This is a genomic window from Paraburkholderia sp. EG287B, assembly GCF_040965595.1.
GTDB lineage: Bacteria > Pseudomonadota > Gammaproteobacteria > Burkholderiales > Burkholderiaceae > Paraburkholderia.
Genome location: NZ_JBFRCG010000036.1, coordinates 27,641 through 51,499 on the forward strand (window position 1 = coordinate 27,641; position 23,859 = coordinate 51,499).

Sequence of the window (23,859 nt, forward strand, 5' to 3'; positions counted from 1 at the left end):
GATGTCGCCCAACGCAAATTCGCCCGCTAACGCGCTCACGCGCCATGCGCACGAAAGCTACGCGCGCTATCCGAGCCTGGCTGACCGCGCGGTGCTGATCACGGGCGGCGCGACCGGCATCGGCGCCTCGTTCGTCGAGCACTTCGCCGCGCAGGGCGCGCGCGTGGCGTTCTTCGACATCGACGCGAGCGCGGGCCAGGCGCTCGCCGACGAACTCGGCGATTCGCGCCACAAGCCGCTGTTCGCCAGCGTCGATCTCACCGACATCTCGGCGCTGCGCGCCGCCATCGCCGATGTGAAGGCGGCGCTCGGGCCGATCGAAGTGCTCGTGAACAACGCGGCCAACGACAAACGCCACACGCTGGCCGAAGTCACGCCCGAGTCGTTCGACGCGGGCGTGGCCGTGAACCTGCGGCATCAGCTGTTCGCCGCGCAGGCCGTGGCGGAGGACATGAAGGCCGCACGCGCGGGCTCGATCATCAATCTGGGCTCGATCAGCTGGATGCTCAAGCAGTCGGAAATGCCGGTCTACACGATGAGCAAGTCGGCGGTGCAGGGTCTCACGCGCGGTCTCGCGAGAGACCTTGGACCGTACGGCATCCGCGTGAATTCGCTCGTGCCGGGCTGGGTGATGACCGAGAAGCAGCGCCGCCTGTGGCTCACCGACGAAGGCCGCGAGGCCATCAAGCGCGGCCAGTGCATCGACGCGGAGCTGCTGCCCGCCGATCTCGCGCGCATGGCGCTCTTCCTCGCCGCCGACGACAGCCGCATGATCACGTCGCAGGACATCGTCGTTGATGGAGGCTGGGCATGAGCGCAAAGGAAAGCGCTTCGAACGAAGCGGTGGCCGAGCTGCTCGTCCACGCGAAATGCGAGCTGGGCGAAGGCGCGACGTGGTGCGCGCGCAGCGGCCGCCTCTACTGGGTCGATATCTCGGGCAAACGCCTGCAACGCTACGACGCCAATGCGTCCGGCGCCAAACACGTCACCTGGGAGATGCCCGAGCGCCTCGCATGCTTCGCGCTGTGCGAAGACGAGCGCACGCTGCTCCTCGGCCTCGCCTCGCAACTGGCGTTCTTCGACCTGGAAACGGGCGCGATCGACACCATCGTCGAAGTCGAACCCGGCGTGCCGACGCGCCTGAACGACGGACGCTGCGACCGCCAGGGCCGCTTCGTGTTCGGCACGAAGTATGAGGGAACGCCGCGGCAGGCCATCGGCGGTTTCTATCGCCTGAACCACGATCTCACGCTCGAACGTCTGCCGCTGCCCGCGCCCGCGATCTCGAACAGCATCGCGTTCAGCCCGGACGGTTCGACCATGTATTTCTGCGACACGCTCACGCGCGAGATTCGCGCGTGCGACTACGGCGCAGACGGAACGATTGCAAACGAACGTACCTTCGTCACGCTCACCGACGACACCGGCGTGCCGGACGGCTCGACCGTCGATGCGCAAGGCGGCCTCTGGAACGCGCAATGGGGCGGCGAGCGCGTGGTGCGTTATGGCGCCGACGGCGTCGAAACCGAGCGCGTAAAGATTCCCACAGCGCAGCCAAGCTGCGTTACGCTCGGCGGTGCGCTTCTGGACACGCTTTATGTCACGAGCGCACGCGAGGAAATGGAGGAGGAGGCCCTCGCGCGCGAGCCGCATGCGGGCGGCGTGTTTTCGGTTCGAATTGGCCGCCAGGGCCTTGAAGAACCGCGGTTTCAGGGGCGCAGGCGCGCTTGAGTCCGGTGTGTCAGGCGCTTGCGCAGAGGCGTGCGGGTATTTTCATCTGACGATACACGCACGCGAACCGTGCAAGGCGCCGCTGGCGGCAGGCGGCATGAAGAGACGGACAGTCGTTGCAGTTCGGCAACAGATGCAGTCGATCGATAGTGTGCAGTTGGCTTTGCCAGTACCACTAGAAGGGCGAACACAAGAAGCGGCCACAGGCCCGTGCGCATGCGCGGTGTCGACAGGCCACCGGTGAGCCGCCTTTTGCGGCGGCAATCAAACATGCCTCTCGAGGAGCATCTTATGAGCGTCGCGAATTCCGCTGTGCGTCGACCTACCCGTTCCACCGTTTCCGCCGGCGCCGCTGCTGCCAGCGTGCCGCCCACCGCTTCATCCGCTCCGTCTGTCTCGCCGGTTGTGTCACCGGCCGCCGCCGCGCGCCGCGCGCGGCTCGAAGCCGCCACACATCCGGTTTTGCCGGGGCCGAGCACCTCGGCGGTCGCGATCGGCGCGGCGGGCTCGAGCGACGTGGCGTGCGTGACGCTCGCGAACGCGTATCTAAGGCTCGACGTCGCGCCCCAGCTGGGCGGCGGAATCACGCGTTTCGACTGGCGCAGCGAAGGCGCGTTCGAGCCCGTGTTTCGCCGCTGCGAGCGCGTGAGCGCGCGCATGGATCCGAACGAACTCGCGTGCTACCCGCTGCTGCCGTACTCGAACCGCATCGGCGCAGGGCGTTTTCACTTTGGCGGCCGCGATATCGAGGTGCCGCGCAATCGCGCTAGCGAACCGCTGCCGATTCACGGCGACGGCTGGCTCGCGCCCTGGAGCATCGACAGTGCCGATCGCGAGAATGTGCGCCTCGTGCTCGACCGCAGCGACGGCGAACCGTATTCGTACCGCGCGGCGCTCACCTATGCGCTCGACGGCGCGACGCTCGCGATGACGCTGGAAGTGGAGAATACGGGCCGCGAGGCGCTGCCGTTCGGCCTTGGCGTGCATCCGTTTCTTGCGCGCGACACGAACACCGAGCTTTCGGCGCCCGCGAGCGGCCTGTGGCTCTCGGGCCAGGACTGGCTGCCGGTGCGCCACGTGCCCGCGCCGCCCGCCTGGCAGTTCGGCGTGGCCTATCCGCTGCCTGCGCAGCTCGTCAATCATGCGTTCAGCGGCTGGAGCGGGCGCGCGGCGGTAGTGTGGGAGCGCCGCAGGCTCTCGCTCTCGATTTGCGCGAACACCGACTACTACGTGCTCTACACGCCTCCCGGCGCAGACTTCTTCTGCTTCGAACCCGTCGATCATCCGATCAACGCGGTGAACCTGCGCGGCGGCGGCGACGCGAACGGCATGACCGTGCTCGCGCACGGCGAGCGGCTCGTGCGGCGCTTTTCCTTCACCGTGGAGCGCATGGACATGCGCGCGTCAGCCAGCCCGCACCGCGCCGGCGCGCGCGGCCGCACGGGCGCGAGAGGCGGCAAGGGCGCGCGCGCCCGGACGTAAGGCGTGCATGAGCCGGGCGTAGCGCACGTCGAGCGCGCGCGCCCGGTTCTTCCGGCGATTCGTCTCGCGTCCCGCGGGAGCGCCGGGCGCAGGCCGATTCAGGCGCCGCGGCGCGGCCTCATCTTCCGGGGCGGGTAAAATACGCGCCGTTTTCCCTTATTGCCTCGCCGCGAGCAACCACCATGACTTCCTTCATCCAGACCCTCGGCGCCGCCTGGCAGCGCACCGGCTCGCTGTTGTGCGTGGGCCTCGACCCTGAGCCCACGAAGTTTCCCGCCGCGCTGGCCGGCCGCAGCGACGCGATCTTCGAGTTTTGCCGCGGGATCGTCGACGCCACCGCGGCGTACGCGTGCTCGTTCAAGCCGCAGATCGCCTACTTCGCCGCGCACCGCGCCGAAGACCAGCTCGAAGCGCTGATCGCGCACGTCCACGAGAAGCACCCGGGCCTGCCCGTGATTCTCGACGCCAAGCGCGGCGACATCGGCAGCACCGCCGAGCAGTACGCGCGCGAAGCCTTCGAGCGCTTCAAGGCAGACGCGGTCACGGTCAATCCGTACATGGGCTTCGATTCGATCGAGCCGTGGCTCGCGCACGAGGGCAAGGGCGTGATCGTGCTGTGCCGTACGTCGAACCCCGGCGGCTCGGACCTGCAGTTCCTCGAAACCGGCGGCAAGCCGCTCTATCAGGTGGTGGCCGACCTCGCCGCGAACAAATGGAACGCTAGCGGCGAACTCGGCCTCGTGGTCGGCGCGACGTTCCCGAAGGAAATCGAAACGGTGCGCGGCATCGTGGGCGACATGCCGCTGCTGATTCCCGGCATCGGCGCACAGGGCGGCGACGTCGAGGCCACCGTGAAGGCGGGCCGCACGGCGAACGGCACGGGCATGCTCATCAACTCGTCGCGCGCGATCATCTACGCGAGCAAGGGCGAGGACTACGCGCAGGCGGCTGCAACGGCCGCGAGAGAAACGCGCGACCGGATCAACGCCTATCGTTGAGATGGGTTTCTGCGGGGGCGGGTAGACGTTCCTGAACGGTCTGGGCGTCACTGCCTTTGCCCGCAGGCGTCACGTCGACGACGCCCGCGCGGCTAACCCGACTGCGAGCGCAGTGCTTCGAGTTCCGCCGCCACGGCGGCCGCCAGATCGCCGACTTCGTCAGTCCACTTGCCCGCTTCGCGCATCGCCGCGTGCAGCTCGAGGCAGGCTTCATTGATCCTCGAAGGACCCAGCACCGCCAGTCCGCCGGACACGCGATGCGCCCAGTCGTTCATCCGCGCGAAGTCGCGCTGCGAGGCGATCTGCGTGTAATCGACGAGATCGTGATCCACCTGCGCGATGAATATATCGGCGAGCGCGGCAGGCAGTGGCGGGAAGCGGGGCAGCCCGGCGCGCGGATCTGCTTCGGAATCCGCTGTGAGAGTCGCGCTCGACGCGCTTGCGCGTTCGCTCGGCGCGACGCTGATCTGTGCCGACACGGCGGCCAGCACGCGGGCGAGGTCCGCGAGCGCGACCGGCTTGGTGAGATAGTCGGTAAAGCCCAACGCGCGCCCCTGCGCGATCTGCTCGGGCAGCGCATCCGAACTCACTGCGTAGACCGGCAGATGAGGGTGCTTTGCGCGTACTGCGTCAAGCAGCGCGTAGCCGTTCATGCCCGGCATGTTCAGATCCGTGAGGACGAGGTCCACTGGCCGCTCGTCGAGTCGCGCCAGCGCCTCCTCGCCGTCCTTCGCCTCGATGACGGTGGCGCCCAGTATGCGCAACTGGTCGCGCAGCAGTGCGCGATTGAGCCGGTTGTCCTCGGCGATCAGCGCAGTTAACGCTGCGAAATTCTCCTCTGTCGCGGGCTGGTCCGCTGCGGGTTGCTGTGCGTGCGCTGCCGTTCCTCGGCTGCGAACCCGCTTCTGCGTCGCGGCGCGTATGCCCGCGAGACTGTACAGGCTCACCACGACGGCGCCGCCGTCGAGTTCGAGCGGGACGAGCGGTCCGTCCTGGCGCAGCCATATGATTTTCGCGCGGTCCGGCCAGAGCGAAGCGATGTCGTCGCCGGTGAATTCGTCGGTCACGAGCAGGTAGTCGAACGTGCCGTCATGCGGCGGCGCGTCGAGGCTCAGGAAGGTCGGCGTGCTGCTGCGGCTGTCGAACAGGTTGGCCAGCCACTCGCGGTTCTCCGGCGCGCGGCACAGGATGGCGGGATGTGCGTCGTGCAGCGTCCATTCATCGCCAGCCGTGGCCTCGCCCTCGGGGCACAGCGGCAGCGTGACGGCCACGCGTGTCCCCACGCCGAGCGCGCTGTCGAGTTCGACGCGGCCGTGCATCAACTGGGCGAGCCGGGCGCAGATCGAAAGCCCGAGGCCGGTACCGCGCGCTTGCGTGAGCCGATGGGCGTCGCCTTGCGTGAAGGGCTGGAACAGGTGTGGCTTGAGGTCATCGGCAATGCCGTCGCCGGAGTCGCTCACGCTGATCTCAAGCGCACCTTCGCTCCAGCGCGCGCGCAGGACGATCTTCCCGGAGCGGGTGAACTTGAAGGCATTGCTGAGCAGATTGTTGGCGATCTGCGCGACGCGCACGGCGTCGAAGCGAAGTTGCGCCGGAATGGCCCGATCCATCACGAGATAGAACGGCAGGTGCTGGCGCACGGCGAGCGGCGCATGGGCGAGCGCGATGCGGACGAGGAGCGCCGCAATCGAGCCAGGTTCTTCGACCAGCTTCATCTGACCCACGTCGATTTTCGAAAAATCGAGCACGTCGCTCACGATCTGCAGCAGTTCGGCCGAGGAGTTTTGCATGGCCTGCACGCGCGCGCCCTGTTCCGGCGCGAGCGGCCCGCGCGCGACGAGTTCGATATTGCCGACGAGCGAAGCGAGCGGCGTGCGGATCTCGTGGCTCATCGCCGCGAAGAAGCTCACCCTGGCGCGCGCGGCTTCGTCGCTCATGCGCTTGGCTTCGCGCAGCAGGCGCTCCGCTTCGTGGCGCTCCGACATGTCCGCTATCGCACAGAACAGGACGGCTTCGTGGTTCATCGTGGCCGGCGCATAGGTGATGGCGAGATGGAGCGCTTCCTTGCCGGGCCGCTCGAGCGAGTACGGCAACTCGTACACCGTCGTCTCGTCCTCGTGTTTCGTGGGGGCGGGCCACGGCCCGTGCTGTTCGAACTCGACACACAGCGCGCTCGGCAAATGCGTGGCGTGCTCGTCGATGCCGAGAACATTGCGCACGATCTGGTTCGCCACGACGATCTCGAAGTTGCTGCGCCTGACGATGCACAGGCCCACCGGCGTGGCGTGCACGAGCAGATGATTGAGCAACTCGCCTTCGAGCGCGCGCGCGGCTTCGTCGTAGGTACGCGTCAGCACCCGGCGATTCCAGTAGCGCGACAGCACGGTGAGCATGGCAATGAGCGCGGCCGTCAGGATCAGGACGATGACGACGGGCGTGCGCGTGATCGCGAAAAGCTCGCCCCACGACAGCGCCACCATGAAGTGCCCAAAGCCATGCACGAGCGGCGCTTCGCGCAGCGCGACGCCGAAGCGCGGGAGTACGTGGAAGTTGCCGGGGGCAAGGTTCGCAAGGCGTCGGTCGAGATACCGCGCGCCAGCAGGGGGCAGCGGGCCGGCGAGCATGATGCCGTCAGCGCCGAACAGCGTCGGGGGGATCGACGGGACGCTGGTGCTCGGGGCGAGGAGGAGCGAGTCGAGATCGACGCTGGTGATCGTGAACGCGTAGAGCGTACCGTTCCTGAGCACCGGCAACGCGCCGAGCACGAGATCGGGCGGGAAGCCGAGCGATTCGGGTGGGCGGAACCAGGCGACTCTGATACCTCTGGCTGCCGCGACCGGATCCAGGCCATGGGTCGTGATCTGCAGGAGCGCGGCATCGGCCAGCGTGCGCGCGGCTTCGGCCGGCCGCAATTGCGACCCCTTGGGCGCGACACCACGGCTATACGCCGCGCCACCGTCGGCGCGCAGCAACATGATGGGCACATCGGAAGAGACGATGTCGAGCACCCCCGCCATGTGCTCGCACACTGCCCTCAGATCTGGCGACCCGTCCATGCCTTCGAAGGTCGTCGCGCAGCGGGAGGTTGGCTCGGCGTTCAACGGTGCCGTCGATGCCGAGGCGGTCTCGAGCACGAGGACGACGCCTGCACTGCCGAGCAGCGTGTACAGCCGGTCGAGCCGCGCGTTGGCCTTCGCACTGAGCGTGTTCGCCTCCAGCGCCTGCGCGCGCAGTGCGCTGAACGCGATGCCGCCGAGCGCGGCGGCGGCCATGCACAGCGCCGCAAGGATCAGCAGGCCGGTCAGCAGTGCGAAGACGCGCCGTTCACGCCTGAGGTTGCGCTGGAGCGCCTCGAGCGCGGCGTACGGCGAAGTGGGAGGGGCGCCATGGCGGCGACCGAAGCTGGGCATCATGCGGATCCGCGATCCTGGGTGAAGCGCACCCAATCGGCGTGCGGATCGGCGCGACACTTGCCCATTGGCGCTCTTTCCTGCGTTGGTGTGGCTGGGGCGTCGCTGGCCGCGCTGATCCACACGTTTCGCGTCTTTTCCGTCATGGGCGCAATCGAGTTGCCAAAAGTTAGGAATCTTGAGGGGATGCCTGAAGGATGCAACACAGGCCCATGCTTTGCAGCAAAGCGTGCCAGTTCATTATATGTCAATGCCTGACAGCGCTTGTCTGACGGCGTGGCATTCCGGCTTGCGAAACGAGCACTTTTTTCTTGGTGGTGCTCGCTAATAACTAAGAACTATTTCAGCCTGGTGGCTGAACAATAGGAGTTGTCTGATTCATCCCGCCTTCGGCCTTCCTTAGCATCGGAGTCATGATGCTGAGGTGGCATTTCGTCTTTCACCTCGCGCGAGGCGCGCGAGCGTCCCGAATCACTCCTTTGCCGGCTCTGTGTCGAACGTGCCGTATTCGGCCCGCTAGCCGCTATCCGCTTCTTTCTCACGGCAGAACGAGCTTGTCTGTGCCAATCGTGCATGAACGAAAACCGGACTTGAAGTCGGGCGATTAGATCCGGCGCGGCGCAACTCCAGGCAATTTGCAAACTCTGCAAAGCCAGTTTCAATGTTTAAATATAGTTAAGGAATACGAATGAATATGGTTTATCGCCCAGTGTGGAATGAGGCGACGGGGACATGGGTTGCGGCTCCGGAACGTGCCAAAGGCAAGAAGAAGGGAGTTGCGGCGAATGCGATCGTGATCGCGGCAGCGGCGCTTGGCGTGGCCAGCCAGGCGCACGCGTATAGCGCCGGCGGGAGTGGCAGCACCGCTGCGAATGACAGCGGCGTTGACGCAAACGTTGCGATCGGTACGAGCGCTTACGCGGCTGATACTTCAAACCAGTATCTGGTTAGTGCCGATGGTCGTTCTCTCCAGCAGCTCAACCTTGCGATCGGCTCCAATGCCAGTGCAACAGGCGCAGGAACAATGGCAATCGGCCAATACGCGCTTGCCAGTGGCCAGAATGCGGGCGCGATTGGCTTCGGTGCCACCGCTACGGGCGCATTTGGAACCGTGGTGGGTTCGCTCGCAACGGCAGCCGGCGATGCCAGCCGCGCTCTGGGCTACCGCACAATAGCAAGTGGCGATTTCTCTGCCGCAATGGGCAGTTACAACGCCGCGTTGGGCTACGGGTCGGTGGCGATGGGCGTATTGACGACGTCGACCGGCGCCACCTCGGTCGCCATCGGCAGCGGCGCGACGTCAGTCGGTGATGGTTCGATGGCGATAGGCAAGTTGGCCGTCGCGAGCAATGCAAACGACGTGGCGCTGGGCACGGGTACGACCACAGCAGCCGTGGTGAACACGCCGGGCGCAACGATCGGCGGCAATGGCTACACCTTCGCCGGCACGAACGCGAAGAGCACGGTCTCGGTGGGTTCGGCGGGGAAGGAGCGCACGATCACCAACGTTGCGGCAGGCCAACTGACGGCTTCGTCGACCGACGCGGTGAATGGCTCGGAACTTTTCGCGACCAACCAGCAGGTCACGCAGAACACGACCGACATCACGAACCTGACGAACAACATCAACAACGGCACGATCGGTCTGGTGCAGCAAGCCATGCCGACGAGCATGGTGACGGTGGCGAAGGACACGGGTGGCACGACCGTGGACTTCACGGGCACGGCGGGTACGCGTGTCCTGACGGGTGTGTCGAACGGCGCGGTGAACGCCTCGAGCGTGGATGCGGTGAACGGCTCGCAGCTCAATGCAACGAACCAGAGCATCTCGGATCTCGCGGGAGACGTCACGAACATCAACGGCCAACTCGCTGATGCGGTCAAGTACGACACGTCGGCGCACGACTCGGTGACGCTAGGCGGTGTGGATTCGACCACGCCGGTGGCGCTGCACAACGTGGCGAATGGCGTGCTGAGCGCGACGAGTCTCGACGCGGTGAACGGCTCGCAGCTGTACAACCTGGCCAGCTCGACGGCGGATTCGTTCGGCGGCGGCTCGACGGTGAACAGCGACGGCTCGATCTCGGCCCCGACGTACCTGATCGGTGGCGACACGTTCAACAACGTGGGCGGCGCACTGACGAACCTCGACGGCCGCGTGACGCAGAACACGACCGACATCATGAACCTGACGAACAACATCAACAACGGCACGATCGGTCTGGTGCGGCAAGCCTCGCCGACGAGCATGGTGACGGTGGCGAAGGACACGGGTGGCACAACCGTGGACTTCACGGGCACGGCGGGTACGCGTGTCCTGACGGGTGTGTCGAACGGCGCGGTGACCGCATCGAGCGTGGATGCGGTGAACGGTTCGCAGCTGTACGCAGTGAGCCAGAGCGTCACCAACATCAGCAGCCAGCTCGCCGATGCCGTGATGTACGACTCGTCGGCGCACGACTCGATCACGTTGGGCGGCCCGGGTTCGACCACGCCGGTTTCGATCCACAACCTGGCTGACGGCGTGGCGGATTCGGACGCGGTGAACGTCGGTCAGATGAACGCGGCGATCGCGAACGTCACCAACATCGCCGAAAACGCGACCGACCCGATGTTCTCGGCACAAGGCGATCGCAACACCGAAGCGGCCACCGCAAGCGGCACGCATGCCACCGCAGGCGGCGCGAATTCGGTGGCAAGCGGGGAGACGTCGTCGGCGTATGGCGCGCGCTCGCAAGCCACCGCGAAGAATTCGACGGCGCTTGGCGCGGGCGCAACAGCAACCGCGCAGAACTCGGTCGCGCTGGGCGCAGGCTCGGTGGCCGATCGTGCAAACACGGTGTCGGTGGGCTCGGCGGGCAGCGAGCGCCAGATTGCCAACGTCGCGGCGGGCACCGCGGGCACGGACGCGGTCAACGTCGACCAGTTGAACGACGCGGTCAGCAATGCGACGGGCAGCGCCGTGCAGCAGGCGACGCAGCAGTCCAACGCATACACGAACCAGCAGATCGGCGTCGTTCGCAAGCAGATGAACGCGCTGGGCGCCACGGCGATGGCAGCTTCGTCGCTCATCCCGAACGCACGGGCGGAAGGCAACTTCCAGATGGCCGTCGCGGCCGGTACCTACGGCGGCGAAAGCGCCCTGGCACTCGGTGCGAACTGGTATGTGAGCAACCGCCTGCTGCTGAACGCGCACCTTGCCCGTTCGACTGGCAGCGGCGGCAGCACTGGCGCTTCGGTTGGCGCGACGTTCGGATTCTGATCACCCAGATAACAACGCCGGCCGCCACGGGTAACCGTGGCGGTGCAACAGAACACGCGAGTGGCAGGCGGTGCGCGTCGGCATCCGAGCCTTGGCTACTCCAGTAAAGGTAAAGCTATGAAGCATCGTTTCAAACTGGCTATCGCGTTGGCCGTTGTCGGCGCGGTTTGCCTGTCTTCGGCCGCTGCCCATGCCGATGAGGCCTCGGACAAAGCACAAATCGGGCAAATCGAGAATGCCTGGGTGGCGGCCCAGATCGCCGCCGACAGGCCGGCTCTCGATCAACTACTGCATGCCGATTTCGTTCAGGTCACCGAACGCGGTGCGATCCAGGACAGGGTCGATGCAATGGCCGGGCACAAGGCACCCGAGAGCTACACGCAGCGCTTCGTTTTCGTGAACGTGCGCGTGTCCGGCGCCACTGGCCTCGTCACCGGCGTCGTCGAGTATCGTGTGAACGCCGGCGCTGCCGCGAAGCAGGCAGCGTTCACCGACGTCTTCGTGCGTGGCGGTCCGCGCGGGTGGCAGGTGATCTCCTCCCAGGGGACGCCGCGCGCCTAATCTTTCTTCGCGGCCGCAGCCGCAACGGACGCCGGTTTGCCGAACAATTCGATGATCGATCGATGCAGCGGGTATTTTTCGGCGAGCGCGTTCGCATCGGCGATCTCGAACTCGCTGAACTCGAACCCCGGCGCCACCGTGCAGCCCACGAGCGCATAGGTCGAAGGATCGCAGCAGCGCGCCGCGAACCAGTGTCCGGCCGGCACCACCGCCTGGAACACGGTGCCCGGATGGTCGAGCGCGTGGCCCAGCTTGCGCGTGGAGAGCACGCCGCGTTCGTCGATCGAATGAATCTCGAGGGGCGAGCCCGCGTAGAAGTGCCAGAGCTCGTCGGAGCGGATCCGGTGCCATGCCGAATAGGCGCCTTCCGCCAGCAGGAAGTAGATGGCCGTCGAGGCTGCGCGCGTGCCCTCTGCGGCGGCTGCGCCGTCGCGCCGCACGAGCTTGTCGGCTCGATAGGTTTCGCTGTAGTAGCCGCCTTCGGGGTGCGGTTCAAGCCCGAAGCGGCGGATCAATTCTTCGACTGCGGTATTCGCGGCTGCCATGGCATGGGCCTCCTTGATGGGCCCGGCCGGCGCTCCGGCGAGGCGCGGGCCGGTTTTAGCGTTCCTGTTCGTCGATGAACGCGAGCAGCCCGCGCAGCGCGTGCGCGGCGGCCTGCACGCGGATCTGTTCGCGGTCGCCCTTGAAGACCAGCGTCTCGACGCTCGTATGCAGCCGGTTGCTCCAGCCGAACGACACCATGCCAACCGGCTTTTCCGGCGTGCCGCCGCCCGGTCCAGCGACGCCGGTGATGGAGAGCGAAACCTGTGCCCGGCTGTTGCTGAGCGCGCCTTCGGCCATCGCGCGCGCGACCGGTTCGCTCACCGCGCCGTGCTTGTCGATGAGTTCGGGCGGCACGCCGATCATCTCGGTTTTCGCCTGGTTCGAGTAGGTGACGAAGCCGCGTTCGAACCAGACGCTGCTGCCGGAAATGTCGGTGATGGCGGTGGCGACCATGCCGCCCGTGCAGGATTCGGCGGTCGCGAGCATGAGCCGCCCGTCGCGCAGCTTGTTGCCGACGCGGATGGCGAGTTGGTGGACGACGGAATCGGTAGACATTGCAGCAATCCGTTGGGTTGGCGGCGGCGTGGCGTCGACGTGGCGTTACACCGACATGCGCCAGAGCGCGATGACGAGCAGTGTGAAGAATGCGGCGACGATGTCGTCGAGCATGATGCCGAGGCCGCCCTTGAAGCGCCGGTCGAAATAGCGGATGGGCGGCGGCTTCACCATGTCGAAAAACCGGAAGACGACGAAGGCCCACAGCCGGCCCTCGAAATCGACGGGCGTGATCATGAGCAGCACGAGCCAGAACGCCACGATCTCGTCCCAGACGATGGCCGAGGGATCATCCGTGCGCAGCTTCTTCGCCGTGAAGGCCGTGATCCAGATGCCCGCAAAGAAGCCGAAGAAGATCAGCAGTCCCCACTCGGTCACCGTGAGATAGCGGTTGAGCACCTCGAAGGACGCCCAGGCGAACAGCGTGCCGGCCGTGCCGGGCGCGAGGCGCGAGAGCCCCGAGCCGAAGCCGAGCGAAACGATGTGCAGCGGATGGGTGAGCATGAACGGCGCGTCGGCGCGGCGCGGGCCACCGGCCTGAGCGCCCGTGCCGGGTGCCGCGGCGTTGCTTGCCGAGCCTGCCGGAGGAGCCGGCTGACCGGCAGGCGAGGGCGTGGGGTCAGTCTGCATGGAAGTGATCGAAACCTTGCAACGTCAGATTGAGCGGCGTGCCACCCGCGTCGCGCCAGGCGATCTCGGGGGCGGCTTGCGGCGAAGTGCGGGAAGTCATTGTACCGATGCGCGTGACGCGCACCCCCGCCTGTTGCGCGGCCGCCTCGACCGCGTCGCGCCGCGCGGGCGCCGCCGTGAAACACAGTTCGTAGTCGTCGCCCCCCGCGAGCGCGCATTGCAGCTGCACGTCGCGCGGCAGGCGCGCGAGCGCAGGCGAGAGCGGCAAGGCGTCGACGTCGATCGTCGCGGCGAGGTGCGAGCGTTCCAGGATATGGCGCAGGTCGCCGGCCAGACCGTCCGATACGTCGAGCGCCGCGCGGGCCACGCCGCGCAGCGCGAGGCCCAGCGCCACGCGCGGTTCAGGGTATTCGAGCGCCCGGCGCAAGTGCGCGGCGTCGGGCTCGCTCACCGGCCATTCGCCACGCATCATGCCGAGGCCCGCGCGCGCATCGCCGGGCGTGCCGGAAACCCAGATGTCGTCGCCCGCCTGGGCGGCGTCGCGCCGAAGCGCGGCATCCTGACGCACTGAGCCGAACACCGTCAGGCACAGGTTCAGCGGCCCTGCCGTGGTATCGCCGCCGATCAACTCGCAGTCGAAGCGCTCGGCCAGCTCGAAGAGTCCCGCGCTGAACGCGGCTAGCCAGTCCTCATCCGCCTTGGGGAGCGCGAACGCGAGCGTGAAGCCGAGCGGCTGCGCACCCATCGCGGCGAGATCGGACAGATTCACGGCGAGCGCCTTGTGGCCGAGCGCGTGCGGATCGATGTCGGGGAAGAAGTGGCGGCCTTCCACCAGCATATCGGTCGAGACGGCCAGCATTTCGCCCGCGGCGGGCGCGATGAGCGCGCAGTCGTCGCCGATGCCCAGCGTGGCGCGTTGCGTGTTCGTGCGCGCTCGCCGCGCAAAATATCGGTCGATCAGGGAGAACTCGGAAAGCATGACGAAAGGGTTATGACAGTTGGAATATGGCCGTCGCCGCAAAGGGCGCCCTGGCATGGCTTTCCCCCCATCGCGGTCGCGGCACTTGCGCCCGAACTGAAAGGAATGCTGTCTGGGATTGGCGCTACAATCGGTCAACTCAGCGTTCGAGTTGTCATTCTAATCCGCACTCACGTCCTGCCTCCCATGTCGAATCCCGCTACGAACAAGCTTCGCGAAGCCGCCCTCGATTATCACGAGTTCCCCACGCCCGGGAAGATCGCGATCGCGCCGACCAAGCAGATGATCAATCAGCGTGATCTCTCGCTCGCGTATTCGCCGGGCGTCGCGTTCGCGTGCGAGGCGATTGTCGAGAATCCGCTCAACGCCGCGCGCTTCACGGCGCGCAGCAACCTCGTGGGCGTCGTGTCGAACGGCACGGCCGTGCTTGGCCTCGGCAACATCGGGCCGCTCGCCTCGAAGCCGGTGATGGAAGGCAAGGCGGTGCTCTTCAAGAAGTTCGCGGGCATCGACGTGTTCGACATCGAACTCAACGAGACGGACCCGCACAAGCTCGTCGACGTGATCGCCGCGCTCGAACCCACCTTCGGCGGCATCAACCTCGAAGACATCAAGGCGCCCGAGTGCTTCATCGTCGAACGCGAAGCGCGCAAGCGCATGAAGATTCCGGTCTTCCACGACGACCAGCACGGCACGGCCATCGTGGTGGCGGCCGCCTTCACGAACGGCCTGAAGGTCGTGGGCAAGGACATCAAGGACGTGAAGCTGGTCGCCTCGGGCGCAGGCGCGGCCGCGCTGGCGTGTCTGGACCTGCTCGTCGACCTCGGCCTGCCGCTCGAAAACATCGTCGTCACCGACCTGGCGGGCGTGGTCTACAAGGGCCGCACCGAGCTGATGGACCCGGACAAGGAGCGATTCGCGCGTGAAACCCACGCGCGCACGCTCGCCGAAGTGATCGAAGGCGCCGATATTTTCCTCGGCCTTTCGGCTGGCGGCGTGCTCAAGCAGGAGATGGTCAAGCAGATGGCGGCCAAGCCGCTCATCCTCGCGCTCGCCAACCCGACGCCGGAAATCCTGCCGGAGCTCGCGCTCGAAGTGCGTCCGGACGCCGTGCTCGCCACGGGCCGCACGGACTACCCGAACCAGGTGAACAACGTCCTGTGCTTCCCGTTCATCTTCCGCGGCGCGCTCGACGCGGGCGCGACCACCATCACGCGCGAAATGGAAATCGCCGCGGTGAACGCGATTGCGGAACTGGCGCGCCAGGAGCAAAGCGATGTCGTGGCCACGGCCTACGGCATCCAGGATCTGCAGTTCGGGCCCGAGTATCTGATTCCGAAGCCCTTCGACCCGCGCCTGATCGTCAAGATCGCGCCGGCTGTGGCCAGGGCGGCGATGGACTCGGGCGTCGCGACCCGTCCGATCGAGGACATGGACGCCTACGAGCAGCACCTCCAGCAGTTCGTCTACCACAGCGGCACGACCATGAAGCCGATCTTCCAGCTCGCGCGCGCCGTGGAGCCGGAGAAGAAGCGCATCGTGTTCGCCGAGGGCGAAGAAGAGCGCATCCTGCGCGCGGTGCAGATCGTGGTCGACGAAAAGCTCGCGAAGCCCATCCTGATCGGCCGCCCCTCGGTGATCGAGCAGCGCATCGCGCGCTACGGCCTGCGCCTGCACGCCGGCCAGGACTACACGGTCGTCAATACCGACCATGACGAGCGCTACCGCGAGTTCTGGCAGACCTATGCGAAGCTGATGGCGCGCAAGGGCATCACGCAGCAAATGGCGAAGCTCGAAATGCGCCGCCGCACTACGCTGATCGGCTCGATGCTGGTGGAAAAGGGCGAAGCCGACGGCATGATCTGCGGCACGGTCAGCACGACCCATCGCCACCTGCACTTCATCGACCAGGTGATCGGCAAGAAGACGGGTTGCAACGTCTACGCGGCGATGAACGCGCTGGTGCTGCCGAACCGGCAGATTTTCATCGCCGACACGCACGTCAACGTCGACCCGACGCCGGAGCAGCTCGCGGAAATCACCATCATGGCGGCCGAGGAAGTGCGCCGCTTCGGCATCGAGCCGAAGATCGCGCTGTGCTCGCACTCGAACTTCGGTTCGAGCAACGCGCCGAGCGCCCAGAAGATGCGCGACCTGCTCGAGATCCTCCAGGAGCGCGCGCCGGACCTGCACGTGGACGGCGAAATGCACGGCGACGTGGCGATCGACGCGAACCTGCGCAAGGAAATCCTGCCCGAGTCGACGCTCGAAGGCGAAGCGAATCTGCTCATCATGCCGAACATCGACGCGGCGAACATTTCCTACAACCTGCTCAAGACGGCAGCCGGCAACAACATCGCCATCGGGCCGATCCTGCTGGGCGCGGCCAAGCCGGTGCACGTGCTCACGGCTTCCGCCACGGTGCGCCGCATTGTCAACATGACGGCGCTGCTCGTCGCAGACGTGAACGCGGCGCGTTAAGCTCAGTTGCTCGGGTTGCCGGCGACGCGGTTCCCAAAATCGGCGTACTCCTGTGAGCGCGCCGATTTTTTTGCCCGCGAGACCCGGCTCGATCTGGCAAAATGGCGCAAAACTAGATTGTAAAATTTACCGGTTTGGCCCTTGTGCGGGGTCGGGCTGTGGTCCTCCTCGCCTGACTAACGTTGCTTCCAGGCATCATTAGCGATACCCTTACACCTTTCATGGTCGTCGAACGCGTAACCAGGGAAGCGGGAACCAGGCGATGGCGCCTCGTCTAACTCATTGTTTCGGCGGCAGTTTGTCTGGCTTGCGGCGCGCCGCCGCGGTGGCGCTAGTCGCAACCGCAGCGCTTGCGGCAGGTGGCGCTCAGGCGCGCACGAGCCAGCCGGAAGAGGCGGGTAATTCGGTCGGCAGCATTTCGGTCAACGAACTTCCGCGTGAGGCGGTAGGCACGTTGAGCCTGATTGCGGCGGGCGGCCCGTTCCCTTTCGAGAAGGACGGCGTCGTATTCGGGAATTTTGAGCGGATATTGCCACCGCAGCGGCGGGGCTACTATCACGAGTACACGGTCCCGACGCCGGGCGCGCACAACCGCGGTGCCAAGCGCATCGTTTGCGGCGGCCCACGCAAGCGGACCGACAACTGTTACTACTCCGACGACCACTACGCCAGTTTCAGGCGAATTATTGATTGACACCGGGATGAGCGGCATGAGCGATAACGTTTACGCGCACGACCCCCGGGTCGCGAGCGATCTGTTCGCGTCCGGGGAAGGCAACCTGTTCCAGCGCGTCATGCAGTTGAAGCACGACAGCGAGGCGCGCCAGGATGAGGCGGGGCTTTCATCGAACGAGGGGGCCATGAGCCTGTTTTCGACCGTGCAGCCGAATATTGTCCAGTCGATCCGGGCGTTTCGCATTCAGGATCTCTCGGACGAAGCCCAGCGGCTGCAGGAGCATTTCCTCTATGCGTTCTGCGCGAATGCGCAAACCAAGCAGGAAGTACTCGAGACCATTGCCACGTCGTTTCTGTTTCCGAAACATTTCGGCAAGAACTACGACGGCTTGTACGACTGCCTGACCGATCTGGTGCAGAAGGCCGGCGAGCAGCCGGGTTTCGTGATCGTGCTGGAAGGGCTGCCGATCGCCCAGAAGTTCGACAAGGACGGGCGGGAGACGCTGCTCGACGTATTTCGCGAGGCATCGGAATACTGGGCCGAGCGCAAGGTGCCGTTCCGCGTTTTTTATTCGTTCGCCTGACCTTCGACTCACGTTCCGTCGCGCGCATGCGACAGAAAATCGCGAGCCCGCCTTCCGGCGGGCTTTGTCATTTTTACCCGCCGCGCTTACCAGCCGCCCCAGCGCGCGGCGAGCGCCGCGAGCACCGCGATGCCCGCGGTTTCGGTACGCAGCACGCGCGGCCCGAGCCCCACGGCGAGGAAGCCGTGGTCGAGCGCCGCCTCCTCTTCCTGCGACGAGAGTCCGCCCTCAGGCCCGATCAGCACCGTCACTGCGCCCGCAGGCGGCTCGACCGGCAAGGTCGAGAACGCGACGTTGGCGCGCGGCGAGAGCAGCAGGCGCAGTTCGTCCTCGCCGGGGTGCTTGGCCAGGGAGTCGAGCCACGCGGCGATGTCACGCGCGGGCGCGACGTCGGGCAGGCGGTTGCGTCCGCATTGTTCGCACGAGGCCTGCACGATGCGCTGCCAGTGCGCCTGGCGGCGCACGGCGCGCTCGCCCGAAAGCCGCACGACGCTGCGCGCGGCGGTGAGCGGCACGAAGTTCGTCGCGCCCAGTTCGACGGCCTTTTCGATCAGCCAGTCCATCTTGTCGTTGCCGGCAATGCCCTGGGCGAGCGTGATGCGGTAAGGCGGCTCGGCTTCGACGTCGCGGTGAGGCCCGATGCGCACCTGCGTGTCGCGGCGCTCCATGCCGACGATCTCGGCGCTGTACTCGCCGCCGAGACCGTCGAACAGCACGATGCTGTCGCCGGGCTGCAGGCGCAGCACCTGGACGTGGCGCGTGACTTCGTCGGGAAGGGTGACGACCTCGTCGGATTGCAGGGCGTTGCCGACGAAAAAGCGGGGCATAGAACTATTTCTCATTGAATCAGGACAAGTGCCGAGCAAGCGCCCAGCGGTAACCGTCGAGGTCTTCGACCTGCGCGAAACGGTCCCCCCAGAACTGGTCCTGTGGCTCGCTCAGCGATTTCGCGCCGGCTTCGAGCGCCCGCGCATACACCGCGTCGACATCGTCGACATACAGATAAAAAGATTGCGGCGCGACGGTCTGTGCGCTTTTGGGCGTGCGCGCCGTCGAACCGAATGCGCCCTCCGGCGCGAACATGACGATCAGCTGATCGTGGTAGGTCATTTCCACGTGCATGATCGCGCCGTCGTCCTCCACGCTGTCGCGTACCGCAAAACCGAGTGCTGCCCGATAGAAGTCCATCGACGCACGCGCGTCGCGCACCGTCAGATACGGGGTCAGCCATGGCACGCCGGCAGGACGGGGTGCGGTCATCGAGTCTCTCCAGATTCGCGGTTCGGATGAAGCGCCGTGCTGCTCCGGGCAACGGCGCGCAGGATAACGCGCTTTGGAACCAGCCAGTCTCCACGGGCAGGACCCCTAGAGCTGCAGGACTTCGCCTAGTTTATCGCGGGCTGTGCATGAACCTTTTAACAGCGCCGCGTGCAGTCGCGGGTCGTAGTAGCGCAGGCCCTCGAGGCGCCGCCCGGCTGCGCGCGCCTGCAACGTGGTCTCGTCGACGCCGGCCGGGTCGAGCGCGTCGCTCGCGATCGCCATGAGCCAGAGTGAGCCGTAGAGCGGCACGTAGGCTGCAAGCGGCCGCACGACGGCGAAGGCCGCGCGCAGCCCGCCAAGCAGCGCGCCCACGCGTTGCGCATGATGGAACGGCGAGCCCAGATGGAGCGAGACGAGCGCGTCGGTGTTCATCACACGCTTGAGCGCAGCGTAGAACGCCGGTGTGTAGAGGCCGGCAGCCGGCGAATCCGGAGGGGTCAGATCGAATACGACGAGGTCGAAGCGTTCCTGCGCGGAGGCGACAAACGCGGCCGCGTCGCCGATCACGAGTTCCACGCGCGGATCCTCGAAGGCGTCGCCGCGCACCTCGGGCAGATAGTCGCCCGTCAGGCGCACCACGTCCGGGTCCAGTTCGGCCACGACGATGCGCTCGATGTCCGGGTGGCGCAGCAGCTGGCGCGCCGCGCCGCCGTCGCCGCCGCCCAGCACGAGCGCCGCGCGGGGCGCGGGATGCGTGAGCGCGGCCGGGTGCGTCATGCACTCGTGATAGATGAACTCGTCGCCGGCGGAGGTCATCGGGCGGCCGTCCAGCGTGAACAGGCAGCCCAGTTGCGGCGTGTCCCAGACCTCGATGCGCTGCCACGGCGTATCGGCCGCGGCGAGGCGGCGCGCGCCAGGAAAGCCGTAGAGCGCATCTGCCGCAGGATGGAAGAGGAGGGAGTCGGTCACGGAGGTCGAGAGGCGCTGCTGGTGCGCTGGAGCGCGCGAAAATCGCGCAAAAAATAGGGCCAACAGAGCCATTATAGGGGTGTGAAGCGGACGTCGGCCGCGGCGGAGGCCAACGCGAGGACCACGGCGCGCACGGCGCATACCGCACGCCTTACGACCAGGGTTCATCCCCACGATCTGCTAGAATATTCCGCTTTGCAGCCCTCTCCGTTTGCTCCGGCCGTTTCGCGTCTCCTGGCGCCGCATGTGCGCCTGAGCGGGCGAATTGCCGAGCTTCCGGACTCCCGCGCTGCTGTGTGCGCCGCAGTTTGCCCTCGCAATATGCGCTGTTCGCGACCTGCGCCGCCCGCGCCGCTTTTTGCACACTTCCGGACTCGACATGACGACCTCGTCCTCCGCCTCCCCCGCTACCACCCAGTTGATGGCCAACGCCATTCGTGCGCTGTCCATGGACGCCGTTCAGCAAGCGAACTCCGGTCACCCCGGCATGCCCATGGGCATGGCCGAGATCGCCGTTGCGCTGTGGTCGCGCCATCTGCGCCATAACCCGACGAACCCGCTCTGGAGCGACCGCGATCGCTTCGTGCTGTCGAACGGCCACGGCTCGATGCTGCTGTACTCGCTGCTGCACCTGACGGGCTACGACCTGCCGATGGCGGAACTGAAGAACTTCCGTCAGCTGCACTCGAAGACGCCGGGTCACCCCGAGTTCGGCATCACGCCGGGCGTCGAGACGACCACGGGCCCGCTCGGCCAGGGTCTGGCGAACTCGGTCGGGATGGCGCTGGCCGAAGCGCTGCTCGCCGCGGAATTCAACAAGGCCGACGCGAAGATCGTCGATCACCACACCTATGTGTTCCTCGGCGACGGCTGCCTGATGGAAGGCATCTCGCACGAAGCCTGCTCGCTCGCCGGCACGCTCAAGCTGAACAAGCTGATCGCGCTGTACGACGACAACGGCATCTCGATCGACGGCGACGTGGTCAACTGGTTCCACGACAACACGCCGGAACGCTTCGAAGCCTACGGCTGGAACGTGATCCCGCACGTGGACGGCCATGACGTGGACGCGGTCGACGCGGCCATCCAGAAGGCCAAGGCCTCGGACAAGCCCACGCTGATCTGCTGCAAGACCATCATCGGCAAGGGCGCGCCCACCAAGCAGGGCGGCCACGACGTGCACGGCGCGGCGCTCGGCGCCGAAGAAATTGCCAAGTGGCGCGAAGCCGCGGGCTGGAAGTGGGAGCCGTTCACGCTACCGCAGGAAGTCTACGCAGACTGGGACGCGAAGGACGCCGGTGCGAAGTTCGAAGCCGCATGGAACGAGCAGTTCGCCGCGTACAAGTCGAAGTACCCGGCCGAAGCCGCCGAGTTCGAGCGCCGCATGGCGCACAAGCTGCCCGCCGACTGGGCGCAGAAGGCCGCCGCGATCGTCGCCGGCGCCGATTCGCGCAAGGAAACGGTTGCCACGCGCAAGGCTTCGCAGCAGGCCATCGAAGGCCTCGCCGCGGCACTGCCCGAACTGCTGGGCGGCTCGGCCGACCTGACCGGCTCGAACCTCACGAACTGGAAGGCTTCGAAGCCCGTGCGCGCCGCCAAGGCCGGCGAAACCGGCATCCAGTGGGGCAACCACATCAACTACGGCGTGCGCGAGTTCGGCATGAGCGCGGCGCTCAACGGCCTTAACCTGCACGGCGGCTACAAGGCGTTCGGTGGCACGTTCCTCACGTTCTCGGACTACAGCCGCAACGCGCTGCGCGTGGCCGCGCTGATGAAGTGCCCGTCGATCTTCGTGTTCACGCACGACTCGATCGGTCTCGGCGAAGACGGCCCGACACACCAGTCGATCGAACAGGTCGCAAGCCTGCGCCTGATCCCGAACATGACGCTCTGGCGTCCGGCCGACACCGTGGAAACCGCGGTGGCCTGGACCGAGTCGATCGCGCATCACGGCCCGTCGTCGCTGATCTTCAGCCGTCAGAACTTGCAGTTCAACGAGCGCACCGATGCCCAGATCGCGAACATCGCCAAGGGCGGCTACGTCCTCAAGGACTGGAACGACGACATCCCGAGCCGCAAGATCATCCTGATCGCCACGGGCTCTGAAGTCGAACTGGCGATGAAGGCCGTCGAGGCGCTGCAGCGCGAAGGCATCGGTGCCCGCGTGGTGTCCATGCCGTCGACCAACGTGTTCGACAAGCAGGACGCCGAATACCGCGAGCGCGTGCTGCCCAAGGGCGTGCGCCGCGTCGCGATCGAAGCCGGCGTGACCGACTTCTGGCGCAAGTACGTGGGCCTCGAAGGCGGCGTGGTCGGCATCGACACGTTCGGCGAATCGGCCCCGGCTGGCGTGCTGTTCAAGCACTTCGGCTTCACGGTCGATCATGTCGTCGCGACGGCCAAGGCCGCGCTCGACAACTAAGCATGCGTAACGGGCCCGCCTGATCGGCAAGATCTGGCGGGCCCGCTGCCTTGAGCGCCCCGCCGGGCCGCCCCAGCCTCGCGTCGGCGCCAGCGCAGCACTGGTTTCAGAATTTTTCAGCCCTTAGGAGATAAACCATGACCATTCGCGTCGCTATCAATGGCTACGGCCGCATCGGCCGTAACACGCTTCGCGCGTTCTACGAGAACGGCAAGAAGCACGACATCCAGATCGTTGCGATCAACGACCTGGGTGACGCGAAGACCAACGCGCATCTGACGCAATACGACACGGCACACGGCAAGTTCCCCGGTGAAGTGAAGGTCGACGGCGACTACCTCGTCGTCAACGGCGACCGTATCCGCGTGCTGGCCAACCGCAACCCGGCCGAACTGCCGTGGGGCGAGCTGGGCGTCGACGTCGTGATGGAGTGCACGGGCTTCTTCACGACCAAGGAAAAGGCCAGCGCGCACCTGAAGGGCGGCGCGAAGAAGGTCATCATCTCGGCGCCGGGCGGCAAGGACGTCGACGCGACCATCGTCTACGGCGTGAACCACAACGTGCTGAAGGCCGAACACACGGTCATCTCGAACGCATCGTGCACGACCAACTGCCTGGCACCGCTCGTCAAGCCGCTGAACGACAAGATCGGCCTCGAAACCGGCCTGATGACGACGATCCACGCGTACACGAACGACCAGGTTCTGACCGACGTGTACCACGAAGACCTGCGCCGCGCGCGCTCGGCCACGCACAGCCAGATCCCGACGAAGACGGGCGCGGCTTCGGCTGTCGGCCTCGTGCTGCCGGAACTGAACGGCAAGCTGGACGGCTACGCGATCCGCGTCCCGACCATCAACGTGTCGATCGTCGACCTGTCGTTCATCGCCAAGCGCGACACGACGGTCGAAGAAGTCAACGCCATCATGAAGGAAGCTTCGGAAGGCGCGCTCAAGGGCATCCTGGGCTACAACGACGCACCGCTGGTGTCGATCGACTTCAACCACAACCCGGCATCGTCGACGTTCGACGCCACGCTCACGAAGGTCTCGGGCCGTCTCGTGAAGGTGTCGAGCTGGTACGACAACGAGTGGGGCTTCTCGAACCGCATGCTGGACACGGCGGTGGCTTTCGCGAACGCGAAGTAAGCACGCTCGACGCTGCATGAAAAAACCGCCCCACGGGGCTAATGCCGTTCAGTTAAGCAACTGAACGGCATTTTTGTTTGTGGCGAGCGCCTGTTGTAAACAGGGCGCGACGGTGTTAACTTTCGTCGCCATGCTGGTTGACGACCTTCCTCTTCTTGTCGATGCG

18 protein-coding genes and 2 pseudogenes are annotated in these 23,859 nt (G+C 66.1%); 12 read left to right on the forward strand and 8 right to left on the reverse strand.

The window, feature by feature from the left end; translation table 11 throughout:
* The first annotated feature begins 1 nt into the window (after position 1).
* From AB4Y40_RS40140 to pyrF, 4 genes are all read left to right on the forward strand, one after another.
* Positions 2 to 814 (forward strand): SDR family NAD(P)-dependent oxidoreductase, encoded by an 813-nt coding sequence (locus AB4Y40_RS40140; RefSeq protein ID WP_368692574.1) that lies wholly within the window; start codon positions 2 to 4, stop codon positions 812 to 814.
* Complete coding sequence (locus tag AB4Y40_RS40145) at positions 811 to 1,731, forward strand: SMP-30/gluconolactonase/LRE family protein (protein WP_368692575.1); 921 nt, start codon at positions 811 to 813, stop codon at positions 1,729 to 1,731. The genes AB4Y40_RS40140 and AB4Y40_RS40145 overlap by 4 nt, the downstream gene beginning before the upstream one ends.
* A 291-nt stretch (positions 1,732 to 2,022) precedes the next feature.
* A complete protein-coding gene (locus tag AB4Y40_RS40150; RefSeq protein ID WP_368692576.1) occupies positions 2,023 to 3,213 on the forward strand; it encodes an aldose 1-epimerase in 1,191 nt (396 codons plus the stop codon).
* Positions 3,214 to 3,395: 182 nt separating this feature from the next.
* Complete coding sequence (gene pyrF, locus AB4Y40_RS40155) at positions 3,396 to 4,211, forward strand: orotidine-5'-phosphate decarboxylase (protein WP_368692577.1); 816 nt, start codon at positions 3,396 to 3,398, stop codon at positions 4,209 to 4,211.
* Positions 4,212 to 4,303: 92 nt separating this feature from the next.
* Here the strand turns inward: pyrF and AB4Y40_RS40160 are convergent, their stop codons facing one another.
* Positions 4,304 to 7,624 carry an ATP-binding protein gene (locus tag AB4Y40_RS40160; protein WP_368692578.1) on the reverse strand — a complete coding sequence of 1,107 codons (3,321 nt, stop codon included), beginning with the start codon at positions 7,622 to 7,624 and terminating at the stop codon, positions 4,304 to 4,306.
* 691 nt (positions 7,625 to 8,315) lie between these two features.
* On the opposite strand from AB4Y40_RS40160, the pseudogene AB4Y40_RS40165 reads away from it, so the two are divergent.
* From AB4Y40_RS40165 to AB4Y40_RS40175, 3 genes and pseudogenes are all read left to right on the forward strand, one after another.
* Positions 8,316 to 8,639 (forward strand): annotated as a pseudogene (locus AB4Y40_RS40165) (ESPR-type extended signal peptide-containing protein); the annotation flags it as partial.
* A gap of 6 nt (positions 8,640 to 8,645) precedes the next feature.
* Positions 8,646 to 10,883: a YadA family autotransporter adhesin gene (locus AB4Y40_RS40170; protein ID WP_368692589.1), complete on the forward strand. Its 2,238-nt coding sequence runs from the start codon at positions 8,646 to 8,648 to the stop codon at positions 10,881 to 10,883.
* A gap of 117 nt (positions 10,884 to 11,000) precedes the next feature.
* Positions 11,001 to 11,444, forward strand: coding sequence for a nuclear transport factor 2 family protein (locus AB4Y40_RS40175; RefSeq protein ID WP_368692579.1), 444 nt, complete (start codon positions 11,001 to 11,003; stop codon positions 11,442 to 11,444).
* On the opposite strand, the gene AB4Y40_RS40180 is transcribed toward AB4Y40_RS40175, so the two are convergent.
* From AB4Y40_RS40180 to thiL, 4 genes are read right to left on the reverse strand one after another with little or no spacing between them, the layout of a single operon-like run.
* Positions 11,441 to 11,989, reverse strand: a complete 549-nt coding sequence (locus AB4Y40_RS40180; protein WP_368692580.1) for a cupin domain-containing protein — start codon at positions 11,987 to 11,989, stop codon at positions 11,441 to 11,443. The two genes, AB4Y40_RS40175 and AB4Y40_RS40180, sit on opposite strands and share 4 nt — an antisense overlap.
* 55 nt (positions 11,990 to 12,044) lie before the next feature.
* Positions 12,045 to 12,545, reverse strand: a complete 501-nt coding sequence (locus tag AB4Y40_RS40185) for a CinA family protein (RefSeq protein WP_342919401.1) — start codon at positions 12,543 to 12,545, stop codon at positions 12,045 to 12,047.
* A gap of 45 nt (positions 12,546 to 12,590) precedes the next feature.
* Positions 12,591 to 13,175, reverse strand: coding sequence for a phosphatidylglycerophosphatase A (locus AB4Y40_RS40190; protein ID WP_368692581.1), 585 nt, complete (start codon positions 13,173 to 13,175; stop codon positions 12,591 to 12,593).
* On the reverse strand, positions 13,165 to 14,154 hold the full coding sequence (thiL, locus tag AB4Y40_RS40195) for a thiamine-phosphate kinase (protein ID WP_368692582.1): 990 nt from the start codon (positions 14,152 to 14,154) through the stop codon (positions 13,165 to 13,167). The genes AB4Y40_RS40190 and thiL overlap by 11 nt, the downstream gene beginning before the upstream one ends.
* Before the next feature lie 186 nt (positions 14,155 to 14,340).
* Between thiL and AB4Y40_RS40200 the strand changes: the two genes are divergently transcribed.
* The 3 genes and pseudogenes from AB4Y40_RS40200 (at position 14,341) to AB4Y40_RS40210 (ending at position 17,894) form a co-directional block, all read left to right on the forward strand.
* Complete coding sequence (locus tag AB4Y40_RS40200; protein WP_368692583.1) at positions 14,341 to 16,635, forward strand: NADP-dependent malic enzyme; 2,295 nt, start codon at positions 14,341 to 14,343, stop codon at positions 16,633 to 16,635.
* 406 nt (positions 16,636 to 17,041) lie between these two features.
* Positions 17,042 to 17,329: pseudogene (locus tag AB4Y40_RS40205) on the forward strand (ribonuclease); the annotation flags it as partial.
* 7 nt (positions 17,330 to 17,336) lie between these two features.
* Positions 17,337 to 17,894, forward strand: coding sequence for a barstar family protein (locus AB4Y40_RS40210; protein WP_133182332.1), 558 nt, complete (start codon positions 17,337 to 17,339; stop codon positions 17,892 to 17,894).
* An 86-nt stretch (positions 17,895 to 17,980) separates the two neighbouring features.
* Here AB4Y40_RS40210 and AB4Y40_RS40215 read toward each other — a convergent pair whose 3' ends face one another.
* The 3 genes from AB4Y40_RS40215 to speE all read right to left on the reverse strand — a co-directional run bounded on the left by AB4Y40_RS40215 (position 17,981) and on the right by speE (position 20,123).
* Positions 17,981 to 18,721, reverse strand: coding sequence for a 16S rRNA (uracil(1498)-N(3))-methyltransferase (locus AB4Y40_RS40215; RefSeq protein WP_368692584.1), 741 nt, complete (start codon positions 18,719 to 18,721; stop codon positions 17,981 to 17,983).
* Positions 18,722 to 18,740: 19 nt separating this feature from the next.
* On the reverse strand, positions 18,741 to 19,154 hold the full coding sequence (locus tag AB4Y40_RS40220) for a VOC family protein (RefSeq protein WP_342919395.1): 414 nt from the start codon (positions 19,152 to 19,154) through the stop codon (positions 18,741 to 18,743).
* 105 nt (positions 19,155 to 19,259) lie between these two features.
* Positions 19,260 to 20,123, reverse strand: coding sequence for a polyamine aminopropyltransferase (gene speE, locus AB4Y40_RS40225; protein WP_368692585.1), 864 nt, complete (start codon positions 20,121 to 20,123; stop codon positions 19,260 to 19,262).
* A gap of 379 nt (positions 20,124 to 20,502) precedes the next feature.
* Between speE and tkt the strand changes: the two genes are divergently transcribed.
* Together tkt and gap are read left to right on the forward strand one after the other, a co-directional pair.
* A complete protein-coding gene (gene tkt, locus AB4Y40_RS40230) occupies positions 20,503 to 22,545 on the forward strand; it encodes a transketolase (protein WP_368692586.1) in 2,043 nt (680 codons plus the stop codon).
* 137 nt (positions 22,546 to 22,682) lie between these two features.
* Positions 22,683 to 23,693, forward strand: a complete 1,011-nt coding sequence (gene gap / locus AB4Y40_RS40235; protein WP_368692587.1) for a type I glyceraldehyde-3-phosphate dehydrogenase — start codon at positions 22,683 to 22,685, stop codon at positions 23,691 to 23,693.
* Positions 23,694 to 23,859 lie beyond the last annotated feature (166 nt).

What these genes read in the sequence shown, in the direction of transcription:
- AB4Y40_RS40140 (WP_368692574.1), top strand. Translation starts at nt 2, where the DNA reads ATGTCGCCCAACGCAAATTCGCCCGCTAACGCGCTCACGCGCCATGCG.
- AB4Y40_RS40145 (WP_368692575.1), top strand. Translation starts at nt 811, where the DNA reads ATGAGCGCAAAGGAAAGCGCTTCGAACGAAGCGGTGGCCGAGCTGCTC.
- AB4Y40_RS40150 (WP_368692576.1), top strand. Translation starts at nt 2,023, where the DNA reads ATGAGCGTCGCGAATTCCGCTGTGCGTCGACCTACCCGTTCCACCGTT.
- pyrF (WP_368692577.1), top strand. Translation starts at nt 3,396, where the DNA reads ATGACTTCCTTCATCCAGACCCTCGGCGCCGCCTGGCAGCGCACCGGC.
- AB4Y40_RS40160 (WP_368692578.1), bottom strand. Translation starts at nt 7,624, where the DNA reads ATGATGCCCAGCTTCGGTCGCCGCCATGGCGCCCCTCCCACTTCGCCG.
- AB4Y40_RS40170 (WP_368692589.1), top strand. Translation starts at nt 8,646, where the DNA reads ATGGCAATCGGCCAATACGCGCTTGCCAGTGGCCAGAATGCGGGCGCG.
- AB4Y40_RS40175 (WP_368692579.1), top strand. Translation starts at nt 11,001, where the DNA reads ATGAAGCATCGTTTCAAACTGGCTATCGCGTTGGCCGTTGTCGGCGCG.
- AB4Y40_RS40180 (WP_368692580.1), bottom strand. Translation starts at nt 11,989, where the DNA reads ATGGCAGCCGCGAATACCGCAGTCGAAGAATTGATCCGCCGCTTCGGG.
- AB4Y40_RS40185 (WP_342919401.1), bottom strand. Translation starts at nt 12,545, where the DNA reads ATGTCTACCGATTCCGTCGTCCACCAACTCGCCATCCGCGTCGGCAAC.
- AB4Y40_RS40190 (WP_368692581.1), bottom strand. Translation starts at nt 13,175, where the DNA reads ATGCAGACTGACCCCACGCCCTCGCCTGCCGGTCAGCCGGCTCCTCCG.
- thiL (WP_368692582.1), bottom strand. Translation starts at nt 14,154, where the DNA reads ATGCTTTCCGAGTTCTCCCTGATCGACCGATATTTTGCGCGGCGAGCG.
- AB4Y40_RS40200 (WP_368692583.1), top strand. Translation starts at nt 14,341, where the DNA reads ATGTCGAATCCCGCTACGAACAAGCTTCGCGAAGCCGCCCTCGATTAT.
- AB4Y40_RS40210 (WP_133182332.1), top strand. Translation starts at nt 17,337, where the DNA reads ATGAGCGGCATGAGCGATAACGTTTACGCGCACGACCCCCGGGTCGCG.
- AB4Y40_RS40215 (WP_368692584.1), bottom strand. Translation starts at nt 18,721, where the DNA reads ATGCCCCGCTTTTTCGTCGGCAACGCCCTGCAATCCGACGAGGTCGTC.
- AB4Y40_RS40220 (WP_342919395.1), bottom strand. Translation starts at nt 19,154, where the DNA reads ATGACCGCACCCCGTCCTGCCGGCGTGCCATGGCTGACCCCGTATCTG.
- tkt (WP_368692586.1), top strand. Translation starts at nt 20,503, where the DNA reads ATGACGACCTCGTCCTCCGCCTCCCCCGCTACCACCCAGTTGATGGCC.
- gap (WP_368692587.1), top strand. Translation starts at nt 22,683, where the DNA reads ATGACCATTCGCGTCGCTATCAATGGCTACGGCCGCATCGGCCGTAAC.